The following is a 12,390-nucleotide window of genomic DNA, read 5'->3' as shown; positions in this document are numbered from 1 at the left end:
GGGGCCACGGGAAGGGTTTTAAGGAAAGTGGCCGGAGAATCAGGGCTTAGAAGCATCATCAGGATAGGTCCGGCCGGAGAGAACCTGATCACCTATGCCTGTGCGGTAACCGAAACCTATCGTCATTTTGGTCGCCTGGGGCTAGGGGCGGTCTTTGGAGCCAAAAGACTCAAGGCCATAATTATCAACGGGCGGGGGAGTCTGGGAGTAGCCAATCGGAAACTTTATCGAGAGACTTACGAAAAAATATTCCAAAGAATCACCCAAACTGACTCTCTGAAGAAATACCACGACCTAGGTACTGCAGTTAATGTCCTTCCCCTAAATCGTCTCAAGGCTCTCCCCAGTTATAATCTGAAACAGACTTTCTTTGAGTATGCAGACAAGATTTCTGGAGAATACTTTGCCCAACGCCTTCTTGGCCGAAGGCTGGCCTGTGCCCACTGTCCGGTGGCCTGTATCCACTTGGCTGCCCTGAGAACTCCTTACAAAAACGAACCTTATTTCTATAAAACAACCTTCATTTCTTACGACTATGAACTTATTTACTCCTTGGGATCTATGATTGGTGTATCTCCCGGAGAAGATGTCCTCCGAATCCTCCACCTGATCGACAACCTGGGGCTTGACGCCATGAGCACCGGGGTTGTTCTTGCCTGGGCCACAGAGGCCTTTGAACGAGGAATCATCACCCACAAACACACCGAAGGTCTTGAACCCGGCTGGGGGAAGACAGAGATCTTCCTAGAGATGATCTCCCACATTGTTAAAAAGACTAATGCCTTCTACGAAGCCTTAGGGCGAGGGGTTGATTACACTGCTGACCGTTACGGAGGAGAGGAGTTTGCCTTGGCCTTTGGCAGAAACGAAATGCCCGGCTATCACACGGGGCCAGCAGCCCATCTAACCCATCTCACCGGAGCCCGGCACAGTCACCTCGATTCTGGAGGCTATAGTTTAGATGAAAAGGAAGAGACCCCTAAAATGAAACCGGAAGAATTGGCCCAAAAACTCTTTGACGAAGAAGCCTATCGTCAGATTCTATCTTCTCTGGTAGTTTGTTTTTTTGCTCGGAGTATCTACGACTATGAAACTATCGCTTCAGCCTTGGCCTCAGTAGGATTTATCCTTTCCCCAGAGAAACTAAAAGACTTGGGAAGACGAATCCTGAAGGATAAATATCTCTTTAAGATCAGAGAAGGCTTTAGCTTTAGAGAACTTAAGATTCCTCGTCGTATCCTGGAGACAGCCTCTTTCCGAGGTAAAATTGACAAAGATTTCCTGCTGAAGGGGATAAAAGCCTACGAAGGCTTGATTCGTCAGCCCTGATCTAGGCTCTAAAGTCATAGAGATTTTCTTTTGGTCTGGGGCTAGAAGCTTTATTTTCAATAAAGATTTGAAACCAGACAGCAAAAAGCACCAAAGACCAGATAATCTCACTCACTCCCCCTCTAGTCCTTTGAAAACTTAAAAGATCCTTGATTCTTTCGGAAGAAAAGTAAGATCTAATAGCCCGACTTTGGATAAGAATTCTCTCTAAAAATATTTATTTATTTATTCTCTAAAAAACCACTTTTCCAGAGGGACATGAAATCCCCTCTTTTTGCGCCAAAGAACCTCTGTAGGAAGCAGATCAGTAGCCCATCTACGAAGAAAAATCTTTCCATAATGGGCCTTAACCTTCCATGATTTTAAGACCCCATTGGCCCGTATTCGGGCCATGGCGGAGACTTGTCTCCAAGATCAAGACCCAGAGATCATCAAGAGCGCTCTTGTCCAAATAATGGATGAAAGCGACCGTTTTCTTAACCTTCCCAACGCCATTATGGACATCTCAGAGGCAAATGCTGGTCTCCTAACCCTTAAGAGAGAGCCCCTCTTATTAGAGGAGGTTATTCAAGAACTGGCTCAACTTTTTCAAGCCCTAGCTCGGACCAAAGGAATAGACTTCAAGGTTTCCTATCCTCCTCAAAGGATTATACTCTTTGGAGACCGCAGGAAGATTCTTCAGGCCTTGTTAAACATCTTGGATAATGCCTTTAGGGTTACTCCTCATGGAGGTCGGATAGAAATAACCCTTAAAAAAGGAAGAGAAATAGCGGAAATTGAAGTCTCCGATACTGGGCCAGGAATCCCTGAAGGGGAAATACCAAAAATTTTCAAACGTTTCTATCGCCGAAATCCATCGGGTAGAGGAATAGGACTTGCTCTGACTAAAGCTTATATCGAGGCCCATGGCGGTCAGATCAAAGTCTCCAGTCGTTTGGGGATTGGGACGGTCTTTTCAATAAGTTTACCCCTCTACCGACAGGTTGCTAAGAGCTCTGCCAGCAATTAACTTAAATTTTGATCCCAAACAAGGAGGCTCAAGGTATGTCTGATGTTGTCCAACGATCTCTGGCCTTTATCTTAATCTCTTTGCTGATACTCTCAGGTTGTTCAGGCTATGGTAAGAGGGTTGCCCCTGTAACCTTACCCCAAGCCCAGGCTGGTCATGTAGAGATTGCCGGGGCCTATATATCAGCCAGGGTCTATCTCGATCCCCGAGCCGCTAAAGAAGCCCTGGGGTTTGATGCCCGAGGTGCTGGTCTTTTACCCGTCCAGGTAGTCATAGATAATCAGGGCCAAGAGGAGATGTGGATTGATCCTACCCAGACGTTTCTTATCGATCAGAATGGTCAGGCTTGGCCCCTGCTGACCTCAGAGGAAGCCTATAATCGTATAAAAGGCAAAGTCGACGTCGCCGAGACAGCTAAGGGTTCTCTAAAGCCAGCGGCCCTCCTTGGTGCTGCCGGAGCTCTCGTAGGCTTTGCCGTAGGGGTGGTCACTGGAGAAGATGTGGGAGAGAGTACTGGTAAAGGAGCGGTAATTGGGGCCACTGCCGGGGCCCTTGCTGGTGGGGCCCAGGCCTATGCTACAGTAGGGGAAAAGATTAAAAATGACCTTGCCGAACGACAGCTCCACAACCAGACCATAGAGCCCGGTCTCTTGGCCCATGGCTTCCTTTTCTTTCCTGGCAAGGCTGAAGAAGTATCTTCAGTGGCCTCTTTAAGACTTGCCCTGAGAATAGGGGGAGAGCTCCAGGTGGTTAACGTTCCCCTTACGATGGCTCCCTAACTCAAAGGGGCCTTATCTTTTAAGGCCCCCTCTTTTCTAAAGTATCCCCTGAAACTTATCCCCAAAAAGACTGAAGAGGAGGGTACTCTCTCAATACGACCAAGCTGACTTTTAAAGATTATCTTTAAACCTTAAGTCCTTCATGGTAGGTGGAAGACGCAGCTTCTGGCAAACTCAATTAAGGGGGCCGGGAAGAGGCCAAAGGCTAAGACCCCTAGAAGGGAGATGGCCAACCCGGTCAGCAGATAGCCCGTCAGATTAAGCGAGACCTCGCCCTGAGGCTCCTTCATGTACATAAGGAGGACCAAACGTACATAGGGATAGGCCCCAACGATACTGGTGAGAGCGGCCATAATCACTAGGGCCACGTAGCCGGCCTCAAAGGCCACCTTAAAGAGGTAGAATTTTCCCACGAAGCCTGCCGTTGGGGGAATTCCCCCCAAAGAAAAAAGAAATATTAACATCATAAAGGCTGCCCAGGGATGACTTCGAGCCAGCCCCTGATAGTCAAAGATGGATTCTCCGGCCCTATCCCTGCGGCTAAGGAGGAGAACCACCCCAAAGACGCCCAGATTCATGAAGGCATAGATGGCCAAAAAGGCCATCATCGCCGCTAAACCGTCGGCTGAACCAGCAATCAACCCCAGTAGGGCACATCCGGCATTGGCGATAGAAGAATAGGCCAGGAGACGCTTGATATTTGTCTGGACAAGGGCCAAGATTGCCCCTCCGATCATAGTTACCATAGCTAGGGGAATGATTATTTCCGTCCAGTCTGCCCTAGCAGAGAACAAGGCCGTCATGAAGACCCGCCCCATGGCGGCGAAGGCCGCGGCCTTCGGCCCCACAGACATAAAGGCCGTAATGCTTGTCGGAGCTCCCTCATAGGCATCAGGGGCCCACATATGAAAAGGAATGGCTGCAATCTTAAATCCCAGGGCCACTACAAACAGGGCTACCGAAAAAAGCAAGGCCTTACTTGAGGGCAGATCAGAAGCCATAAGTCTCTGGGCAATGACTTCCAGGTTGGTAGAGGTCGTCAAACCATATATAAAAGTCATGGCCAAAAGAAGAAAGGCCGAGGCAAAACAGCCCAGAAGGAAATACTTGATAGCTCCTTCCAGAGAACGAAGATCAGGGTGGAGAAAAGCCACCAAGACATAGACCGAAAGAGACATCAATTCGAGGCCGAGATAAACAAGGATCATATCCTTGGCCGAAGCCAAGATGATCATCCCAACCACGGCAAAAAAGAGCATCCCATAGTATTCTCCAAAGTTGATTCCCTGATCCCTGGTGTAGCCAGGAGAGAGAAGGATCACCAAGGTAAGGACTAAAAGAAAGATTACTCTAAAGAAGAAGCTATAGGGATCCGCACTGTAGACTCCAGCAAAACTGGCCCCAGAGGTGGAGAAGGTTAGAGTTAAGGCCAGGACCACAGCCCCTAGCCCCATCCAGACAAAGATCATCTTCTCTCGAATAAAGCGATCCAGAAGGACCATGGCACTGGCCACCGTAACCAAGAGGGCCTCGGGATAGATCACCGAAAAACTAGGAATGGAAGACCACATTGAAGCTCTCCTTGATCAACTGGGTTATAGAGATATTCACCTCGCCTTGGTGGACATGGTCTAGAAGGGCAGCCACCGATTGGTGCATGAATCCCAAAAACGGCTTGGGATAAAAACCGATTACAAGAACTAGGGCCAGGAGGGGGGCCAGGGCCAGAGATTCCCGGGCAGTAAGGTCCTTAAGGCCAGAGACTTTGGGGGTAGTATCTTCAAAGAAGATCCGCTGATAGAGCCAGAGCATGTAAACCGCCCCAATAATGAGCCCCGTAGCGGCCAAAAAGGCCGCCCATTTCCGGGAGGCAAAGGTCCCCAAAAGGATCAAAAATTCACCAACAAAACCGTTCGTCCCGGGAAGCCCTATGGAGGCCAGGGTGAAAACCAAAAAGAAGGCGGCATAAAGGGGCATCACCGTAGCCAGACCCCCATAGTCCCTGATCTGACGGCTATGAGTCCGGTCGTAAACCACTCCCACGCATATAAACAAGGCCCCAGTGACAATGCCATGGTTGACCATCTGAAGAATGGCTCCCTGGATGGCATCCGGATTAAGAGAGAAAATGCCCAGGGTGACAAAGCCCATGTGGCTTACGGAGCTATAGGCAATAAGGCGTTTGAGATCTACCTGGGCAAGACAGATAATGCCCCCATAGATGATGGCAATTATCGAGAGAACAAGCATCGGGACCATCATGGCCTTGGCCGCCAGGGGCATAAAGGCCAAGGAAAACCGTAAGAAACCATAGGCCCCCATCTTGATAAGGATTCCGGCCAAGATCACTGAACCGGCTGTTGGGGCCTCAGTGTGGGCATCAGGAAGCCAGGTATGGACGGGCCACATGGGCACTTTGACCGCAAAGGCAGCAAAAAAGGCCCAAAAGAGCCAAAATTGATGGACATAAGGCAATCCCGCCCTAGCAATATCCGGGAGGGCAAAGCTGCCACTTTGAAGATATAGAAAGATAATTCCGGCCAGCATGAGGATGGAGCCTACCAGAGTGTAGAAAAAGAACTTCACTGTGGCATAAAGCCTCCGAGGCCCCCCCCAAATACCAATAATGAGGTACATGGGTACCAACATGGCTTCCCAGAAGATGTAAAAAAGAAAAAGATCAAGGGCGCAGAAGACCCCAGTCATAGTGGCTGAGGTGAGAAGCAGGGCCATGTGAAACTCTCTGACCTTCTCGGTAATCGATTCCCAAGAGATAAGCACACAGAGGATGGTAAGGATTGTCGAAAGAAGGACAAAAAGGACGCTGATACCATCTACCCCTAAAAAATAGGAGATCTCCCAGGTCTTTATCCAGGTGTAACGTTCCACAAACTGCATTCCGGAAAAATTTTTATCAAAGCCGAAAAACACCGGTAGAGCCACCAGAAAATCGGCTATCGCTACGGCCAAGGTAAAGCGTCGTATGAGACTTGACCGGCGGGGCAACACCAAGAGGACAAGGGCCCCTAAAATCGGCAGCCAGATGATCAAAGAAAGGCAAGGGAAAGAGGCCATCTTTAGAGAAAAACTCATCCCTTCTTACCCCCTCAACAGATAGATAAGGGCTACTACCACTACCACCCCGGTGGTCATAATCAGGGCGTAAAAGTGGACCAGACCACACTGAACCTGACGGACAAACAATCCAGCCCGCTGGATTAAGCCCGGAACGCCGTTGACCACCCCCTCAATGAGGATCCCATCAGTGACCCGCTGGAAAAACCAGGCTAAGGATTTAGTGGGAACAACCACCAGACAGGAATAGATCTCATCCCAGTACCACTTCCGGTAAAGAAAATCGTAGAGACTGGGAAAGGATTCGGGTAGAAGACGCTGGAGAGCTGGCCGACGGACATAGACCAACCAAGCTAACCAGATGCCCAACAGACCAACCCCCACCGAACTTGCGGTTACCAGATATTCTAATTTGGCAGCCTCCTCATGGGAGACGGCCAGATATGGATGATGTCCTAGGACCGGAGCCAAAAAGTGGCCAAATATATCCGGCCCCCCCAAGGCATGAGGAATCCAGAGATAACCAGTAACAATGGCCCCCACGGCCAAGGCAACCAGAGGCAGAGTCATCACCAGAGGAGACTCATGGGGAAGATGGCCTTTTAAGTGCCTCTGGCCACGAAACTCCCCAAAGAAGGCCAAAAAGACCAGCCGGAAGGAATAAAAGGCGGTCATTCCGGCCACCAGGGTTCCCACAGCCCAGACCCACTGACCCCAAGGGTACTTAGAAGCCAGAGCCGAGAAGAGAATAAGATCCTTACTAAAGAAGCCGGCCAGCCCGGGAACTCCGGAGATAGAAAGCGAGGCCACCAAAAAGGTGACATAGGTAATCGGCATATATTTTCTCAGGCCCCCCATGTAACGTAGGTCATTGGGATCTGAGGCCCTGTGCATGGCATGAATGACGCTTCCAGCTCCCAAAAAGAGCAGAGCCTTAAAATAGGCGTGGGTAAAGAGGTGAAACATCCCGGCGTCAAAAGCCCCCACCCCGCAGGCCATGAACATATAGCCAAGCTGGGAAAGGGTGGAGTAAGCAATAACTCTCTTGATATCAAACTGAGTCATAGCAATGGTGGCAGCCATAAAACAGGTAAAGGTTCCCAGAAGGGCCACCACCGCCAGAGCTGTAGGCGAGAGAACAAAGAAGACATGACACCGGGCCACCACAAATACTCCGGCGGTAACCATTGTGGCCGCATGAATGAGAGCGGAGACGGGAGTGGGGCCCTCCATGGCGTCTGGCAACCAGACATGGAGGGGAAACTGGGCGCTTTTGCCAACGGCGCCACAGAAAAGGAGCAGGGCAATAAGGGTAGCCAAGGGAATCTCCCAGCCCCACAGATAAAGGCCCTTGGCCCCCATGACCTCTGCTGCCCCAAAGACATCCTGATAATAAACACTCTTAAAGACCCAAAAAATAAGGAATATCCCCAGAGCAAAACCAAAGTCCCCGAACCTGTTGACAATAAAGGCCTTTTTAGCAGCATTGGCAGCAGACTTTTTCCGATACCAGAAACCAATAAGAAGATAGGAACATAGCCCCACTGCCTCCCAACCGAAGAAGAGTTGTAAGAAGTTATTGGCCATAACCAGCATGAGCATGGAAAAGGTAAAAAGGCTGATGTAGGCGAAGAAACGGTAGTAGCCAGGATCATTGGCCATATAGCCAATGGAATAGACATGGATGAGAAAAGAGAGGGAGCAGACCATGGCCATCATCATGGCCGAAAGAGGATCCACCAAAAAACCAATGCTCCCCTTAAAACTTACCCCCACAATCCAGCTATAAAGATCAAAATTGACCTGAGCCCCGGAGGCAACCTGGGCCAGGGCCTTAAGGGAGAGGAGAAACGACCCCAAAACGGCTAAAGTGGGTAACCAGTGAGCCCTATGCTGGATATAGCGACGCCCGAACACCAAGGTGATTATTGCCGCCAACAGTGGAAGGGCCGGGATTAAAACAATATACTTCATGCTCTACCCCTTAAGAGTCCGAAACTGATCCATGTGGATCTCCTGGGTCTTTCGGAAGATGAGAACCACCAAGGCCAAGCCTATGGCGGCCTCAGCAGCCGCCACCGCTATCACGAAGAAGACCAGAAGATGGCCGACCAGGTCCTCTAATCCCCGACCTAGGGCCACCAGAGAGATATTTACGGCGTTCAACATGATCTCTATGGCCATGAGCATGATAATAACGTTCCGCCGGACCATGAAGCCAAAGGCCCCCAGGGCAAAAAGGACTAAGCTTAGAGTCAGATACCAGGAAACAGGAATCATCTTTTAGCTCCTTCCTGAAGACGCTTAGTCAGGATGACCGCTCCGAGAACAGCCACCAGGAGGATTACCCCTGCGGCTTCAAAGGCCAGAACATATTCACTGAACAAAAGACGGCCCAGAAGTTTGGTATGGCCAATTTCAACCAGACTCTGGCTGGTCAAGATCCCACTCTTAGGTCCAGGGACAAACCCTTTGACCGCCCCCACCGCCAGGACCCCCAGACTGGCCGCCATAAAGAGGGCCGCTGGCCAGTAGAAGACAAAGTTTCTTATCTTGAGCTCCAGCCGGAGATTGATGAGATAGATAACAAAGAGAAAAAGGACCAAAACCGCCCCGGCGTAGACAATGATCTGGACGGCGGCCAAAAATTCAGCCCCGGCAGTAAGAAACAGAACTGCTTGGTGGAAGAACATGACCAGCATCCACAGCACGGCATGAACGGCATTGCGAGAAGAGATCACCAGAGTCGAGGTGAAAACCAGGGCGACAGCCAGATAAATGAAGATGAACTTGGCTAACGTTGCCTCCATCAGACACCCTCCACCTTGCGCTTAACTGCTGGAAGCAGGGATTCCGGGACCCCCCTCGGCCTCCAAAAAGGGTTAAAGTAAGGCCGTTTCTGGCTGGCGATAAATTCATCCCAATGGGCAAGAAGCCGTTCCTTATCAAAGATGAAATCATTTCGTTCAAAATCCGAATATTCATAGAATTCGGTAAGGACGACAGCATTTACCGGGCAGACCTCCTCACAATAGCCACAATAGACACAGCGAAGGGCTTCAATAATGTAGTCGTTCACTATCCGACGGCCGGTCTCTACATCCCGGCTGACCTTAATGTGGATGCAGCGCGAGGGGCAGACCTGCACACAACGATAACAGCCCACACACCGGGCCTTCCCAGTTTTCGGATCCCGGACCAAGGCGTGGCGCCCCCGAAATCCAGGAGCAGGAGTGATCCTTTCTTCCGGATATTGGACGGTTACCGGTCTAGCAAAGAGTTTGCGCAGGGTAAGGGCCAGACCCTTGATGATCTCCACTAGAAAGATAGTTTTGATGATCTTCTTAGAATCCATGCAAACCCCTCTTAAAGAGCGATCTTGATAATCCCGGTAATGGCTATGTTCAGAAGGGCCAAAGGTATTAGGATCTTCCAACCCAAGCCCATGAGTTGGTCATAGCGATACCGAGGAAGGGTAGCCCGAATCCAGATATAGAAGAAGATGAGGAGATAAAGCTTCAGGAGAAACCAGAAGAAGGGAATCCCGGGGACCTCAAAAGGTCCATTCCAGCCCCCCAGAAAACAGGTCACAGCTACCGCCGACATAACCAACATTCCGAAATATTCCCCAAGGGAAAAAAGGGCAAAACGAATTCCGCTGTATTCTACAAAGTAGCCAGCCACCAGTTCAGTCTCTGCTTCCGGCAGATCAAAGGGGACCCGATTGGTCTCGGCTACAGCAGCAACCATAAAGATAAAGAAGCCCAAGATCTGAGGGATAGCATAAACCTTAAAGGGACTTTCAGCCTGGGCCCGCACGATGTCTGAGAGATTAAGGGAGCCAGCCAGCATCATTACCCCTACCAGCGAAAGGGCCAAGGCAATTTCGTAACTGATCACCTGGGCTGAGGCCCGAAGCCCCCCTAGAAAGCTGTAGCGAGAGTTTGAGGCCCAACCGGCTAGGATGACCCCGTAAGAAGAAAGGGAGCTTAAGGCCAAAATAACCAGCAGGGCGGCATTGACATTAGCTATGACAAAGTTCTCCCAGATGGGAATCACTGCCAAGCTGGTAGCAGCGGCGATAAAACTAATAAAAGGAGCGGTCACGAAGACCGGACGATCGGCCTGGGCTGGAAATATGTCCTCTTTGGTCAGAAGTTTGACTACATCAGCAATGGGCTGAAGCAGGCCCTTAGGCCCTACCCGATTAGGCCCCAAGCGTTGCTGCATCCGACCGATGATCTTTCTTTCGGCATAGGTGATATAGGCCACATGGAGCATGGCCAGATTAAGGAGGATAAAGCCCTTTAAGGCCGAAAGGCCCAAAAATTTAAGACTCAGAGTGTCTAGTGTCTGATAGGCCTGGTTGAATAGATCTCCCATCTTCCCACCTACCGATCACATTCTCCTAGAACGATATCCACACTGCCGATGATGGCGATGATGTCAGCCACCATCTGGCCTTCGGCCAAGGCCGGAAGGGCCGAAATATGGACAAAAGAGGGGGCCCTGATCCTCAGACGCCAGGGATGTCCGGTGCCATCACTTACGATGTAGTAGCCCAGCTCTCCCTTGGAGCCCTCGATGGCCTGATACACTTCACCTTCCGGGAATACAGGCCCCTCCTCCGCCCGGATGATGGTGTGACGTTTAGGCACAAAGCGGACAGCCGGCCGGCGTCTCTTGAAAGGCATCACCAGATCAGGTGCCCCCTGGGCCACCGTAGGCTCCCCTTTGGTCTTATCAAGTCTCTCTAGACATTGGCGGATGATATTGGTCGATTGGCGAAGTTCCTCCATTCTCACCTGATACCGATCATAGACGTCGCCCACACTGCCTACCGGAACTTCAAAATCAAGTTCTTCATAGATGAGATAGGGTCGATGACGGCGGATGTCATAGGCAATGCCAGAGCCCCGCAAGGACGGACCAGTAAGGCCCCAGTTTACCGCCTCCTCTGCAGAGATAACCCCTACACCTTTAGTCCTTTTGAGCCAGATCCGGTTGACGTCAATGAGTGTTTCGTATTCCTCGATGGCCTTAGGAAAGTCCTCAACGAAACGCCAAAGGTCATCGGCTATCTCCTGAGTGATATCCTGACGGACTCCACCAATCCGAGGATAACTGACCGTGAGCCTAGCCCCTGAGAGTTTCTCAAAGGCTCTGAGAATGCGCTCTCGATCGCGAAAGCAGTAGAGGAAAACCGTCATGGCTCCAATATCAAGGGCGTGGGTCCCCAACCAGAGAAGATGGCTAGCGATCCGAGCCATCTCGCAGACCATTGTCCGGAGCACTTGAGCTCGATAGGGAATCGAGAGCTCAAGAAGCTTTTCCACCGCTAGGCAGTAACCAATGTTATTGGCCGCCGAGGATATATAATCCAGGCGATCAGTAAGGACCATGGCCTGGGCATAGGTTCGATGTTCGGCTAACTTCTCTATACCCCGGTGAAGATAGCCGATATCTGGGTGGCATTTGACGATGGTCTCGCCCTCTAGCTCTAAAAAAAGCCTCAAGACACCGTGGGTAGCCGGATGTTGAGGGCCCATATTGATGTAGTAAGGGTCTTCCCAAGACTGATTACGAGATTCTTTTTGGACGATCTCTACCACCGGGGCCATAAATTACTCCTCAGTCAAAGAAGACTTTTGGGCTGAAGCCAATTGGGGATACCAATCATAACGAGCCAACTCCCGGGCCTTTTCCACCAGTTGGCGATAGCCCGGCCATTCATTCTCCGCACTGAGAAAGAGAGGATAGTCCTTGCGTAAAGGATATCCCTCCCAGTCTTCCGGGGTAAGCAGACGCCTCAGATAAGGATGGCCTATGAAAAAGATGCCAAACATCTCGTAACATTCCCTTTCAAACCAGTTGGCCGTCTTCCAGAGGGAGGTAACCGAGGCCAGCTGAGGATCTTCCTCGGGGACTTCCACTTTGAGACGCAACAGATGCCGGTAACGAATAGAGTAAAGATGATAGACCACCTCGAAACGAGGAATCTTTTTACCCAGCCAATCTACCCCACAGAGGTCCACCAGATGGTCAAAGGCAAGTTCCGGATCTTCCTTAAGAAAGGTCAAAATCTCATAGGAGATCTCTCGCCTTACGACTACCGTAACCTCTCCCCGGGCTTCAGAGACAGAGACAATCTCCTTTGGGAAACGTTCCTTTAGCCGCCTAACAGCCTTCATCAAACGA

At 50.5% G+C, this 12,390-nt stretch carries 13 protein-coding genes and 1 pseudogene; 4 read left to right on the top strand and 10 right to left on the bottom strand.

What is annotated here, in order from left to right; genetic code table 11:
• A partial coding sequence (locus ACXJJX_RS06040) for an aldehyde ferredoxin oxidoreductase C-terminal domain-containing protein (protein WP_456433166.1) occupies positions 1 to 1,329 on the top strand: 1,329 nt, incomplete at its 5' end.
• A gap of 225 nt (positions 1,330 to 1,554) precedes the next feature.
• Here ACXJJX_RS06040 and ACXJJX_RS06035 read toward each other — a convergent pair.
• Positions 1,555 to 1,722: an asparagine synthase-related protein gene (locus tag ACXJJX_RS06035; protein ID WP_456433164.1), complete on the bottom strand. Its 168-nt coding sequence runs from the start codon at positions 1,720 to 1,722 to the stop codon at positions 1,555 to 1,557.
• Between ACXJJX_RS06035 and ACXJJX_RS06030 the strand changes: the two are divergent.
• The 3 genes and pseudogenes from ACXJJX_RS06030 to ACXJJX_RS06020 all read left to right on the top strand — a co-directional run.
• A pseudogene (locus ACXJJX_RS06030) lies at positions 1,697 to 1,840 on the top strand (hypothetical protein); the annotation flags it as partial. The gene ACXJJX_RS06035 and the pseudogene ACXJJX_RS06030 overlap by 26 nt on opposite strands.
• Positions 1,826 to 2,338 (top strand): sensor histidine kinase, encoded by a 513-nt coding sequence (locus tag ACXJJX_RS06025; RefSeq protein ID WP_456433168.1) that lies wholly within the window; start codon positions 1,826 to 1,828, stop codon positions 2,336 to 2,338. The pseudogene ACXJJX_RS06030 and the gene ACXJJX_RS06025, both read left to right, overlap by 15 nt.
• A gap of 35 nt (positions 2,339 to 2,373) precedes the next feature.
• The gene (locus tag ACXJJX_RS06020) at positions 2,374 to 3,117 is read left to right on the top strand and encodes a hypothetical protein (RefSeq protein ID WP_456433162.1); all 744 of its coding nucleotides are present in this window, start codon (positions 2,374 to 2,376) and stop codon (positions 3,115 to 3,117) included.
• Positions 3,118 to 3,257: 140 nt separating this feature from the next.
• Here the strand turns inward: ACXJJX_RS06020 and ACXJJX_RS06015 are convergent, their stop codons facing one another.
• The 9 genes from ACXJJX_RS06015 to ACXJJX_RS05975 are packed head-to-tail and all read right to left on the bottom strand — an operon-like array spanning position 3,258 to position 12,383.
• A complete protein-coding gene (locus ACXJJX_RS06015) occupies positions 3,258 to 4,688 on the bottom strand; it encodes an NADH-quinone oxidoreductase subunit N (RefSeq protein ID WP_456433160.1) in 1,431 nt (476 codons plus the stop codon).
• Entirely contained in the window at positions 4,669 to 6,210 is a 1,542-nt protein-coding gene (locus tag ACXJJX_RS06010; RefSeq protein ID WP_456433158.1) for an NADH-quinone oxidoreductase subunit M, read from the bottom strand. Before ACXJJX_RS06010 ends, ACXJJX_RS06015 begins: the two co-directional genes overlap by 20 nt.
• Before the next feature lie 6 nt (positions 6,211 to 6,216).
• Entirely contained in the window at positions 6,217 to 8,166 is a 1,950-nt protein-coding gene (nuoL, locus tag ACXJJX_RS06005; RefSeq protein WP_456433156.1) for an NADH-quinone oxidoreductase subunit L, read from the bottom strand.
• Between the two features lie 3 nt (positions 8,167 to 8,169).
• Positions 8,170 to 8,472, bottom strand: coding sequence for an NADH-quinone oxidoreductase subunit NuoK (nuoK, locus tag ACXJJX_RS06000; RefSeq protein ID WP_456433154.1), 303 nt, complete (start codon positions 8,470 to 8,472; stop codon positions 8,170 to 8,172).
• On the bottom strand, positions 8,469 to 9,002 hold the full coding sequence (locus ACXJJX_RS05995; RefSeq protein WP_456433152.1) for an NADH-quinone oxidoreductase subunit J family protein: 534 nt from the start codon (positions 9,000 to 9,002) through the stop codon (positions 8,469 to 8,471). Before ACXJJX_RS05995 ends, nuoK begins: the two co-directional genes overlap by 4 nt.
• Positions 9,002 to 9,547 carry an NADH-quinone oxidoreductase subunit NuoI gene (nuoI, locus tag ACXJJX_RS05990; RefSeq protein ID WP_456433150.1) on the bottom strand — a complete coding sequence of 182 codons (546 nt, stop codon included), beginning with the start codon at positions 9,545 to 9,547 and terminating at the stop codon, positions 9,002 to 9,004. The genes ACXJJX_RS05995 and nuoI overlap by 1 nt, the downstream gene beginning before the upstream one ends.
• 11 nt (positions 9,548 to 9,558) lie before the next feature.
• The gene (nuoH, locus tag ACXJJX_RS05985; RefSeq protein WP_456433148.1) at positions 9,559 to 10,575 is read right to left on the bottom strand and encodes an NADH-quinone oxidoreductase subunit NuoH; all 1,017 of its coding nucleotides are present in this window, start codon (positions 10,573 to 10,575) and stop codon (positions 9,559 to 9,561) included.
• 8 nt (positions 10,576 to 10,583) lie between these two features.
• On the bottom strand, positions 10,584 to 11,813 hold the full coding sequence (locus ACXJJX_RS05980; RefSeq protein ID WP_456433146.1) for an NADH-quinone oxidoreductase subunit D: 1,230 nt from the start codon (positions 11,811 to 11,813) through the stop codon (positions 10,584 to 10,586).
• Positions 11,814 to 11,816: 3 nt separating this feature from the next.
• Complete coding sequence (locus ACXJJX_RS05975) at positions 11,817 to 12,383, bottom strand: NADH-quinone oxidoreductase subunit C (protein ID WP_456433144.1); 567 nt, start codon at positions 12,381 to 12,383, stop codon at positions 11,817 to 11,819.
• Between the last annotated feature and the right edge of the window lie 7 nt (positions 12,384 to 12,390).

The sequence above is a fragment of the Thermosulfuriphilus sp. genome, from assembly GCF_054026695.1.
This window is presented reverse-complemented; position numbering and strand designations above follow the sequence as displayed.

Coding starts and splice junctions, on each gene's coding strand:
- ACXJJX_RS06035 (WP_456433164.1), bottom strand. CDS start 1,722: ATGGCCCGAATACGGGCCAATGGGGTCTTAAAATCATGGAAGGTTAAG.
- ACXJJX_RS06025 (WP_456433168.1), top strand. CDS start 1,826: ATGGACATCTCAGAGGCAAATGCTGGTCTCCTAACCCTTAAGAGAGAG.
- ACXJJX_RS06020 (WP_456433162.1), top strand. CDS start 2,374: ATGTCTGATGTTGTCCAACGATCTCTGGCCTTTATCTTAATCTCTTTG.
- ACXJJX_RS06015 (WP_456433160.1), bottom strand. CDS start 4,688: ATGTGGTCTTCCATTCCTAGTTTTTCGGTGATCTATCCCGAGGCCCTC.
- ACXJJX_RS06010 (WP_456433158.1), bottom strand. CDS start 6,210: ATGAGTTTTTCTCTAAAGATGGCCTCTTTCCCTTGCCTTTCTTTGATC.
- nuoL (WP_456433156.1), bottom strand. CDS start 8,166: ATGAAGTATATTGTTTTAATCCCGGCCCTTCCACTGTTGGCGGCAATA.
- nuoK (WP_456433154.1), bottom strand. CDS start 8,472: ATGATTCCTGTTTCCTGGTATCTGACTCTAAGCTTAGTCCTTTTTGCC.
- ACXJJX_RS05995 (WP_456433152.1), bottom strand. CDS start 9,002: ATGGAGGCAACGTTAGCCAAGTTCATCTTCATTTATCTGGCTGTCGCC.
- nuoI (WP_456433150.1), bottom strand. CDS start 9,547: ATGGATTCTAAGAAGATCATCAAAACTATCTTTCTAGTGGAGATCATC.
- nuoH (WP_456433148.1), bottom strand. CDS start 10,575: ATGGGAGATCTATTCAACCAGGCCTATCAGACACTAGACACTCTGAGT.
- ACXJJX_RS05980 (WP_456433146.1), bottom strand. CDS start 11,813: ATGGCCCCGGTGGTAGAGATCGTCCAAAAAGAATCTCGTAATCAGTCT.
- ACXJJX_RS05975 (WP_456433144.1), bottom strand. CDS start 12,383: ATGAAGGCTGTTAGGCGGCTAAAGGAACGTTTCCCAAAGGAGATTGTC.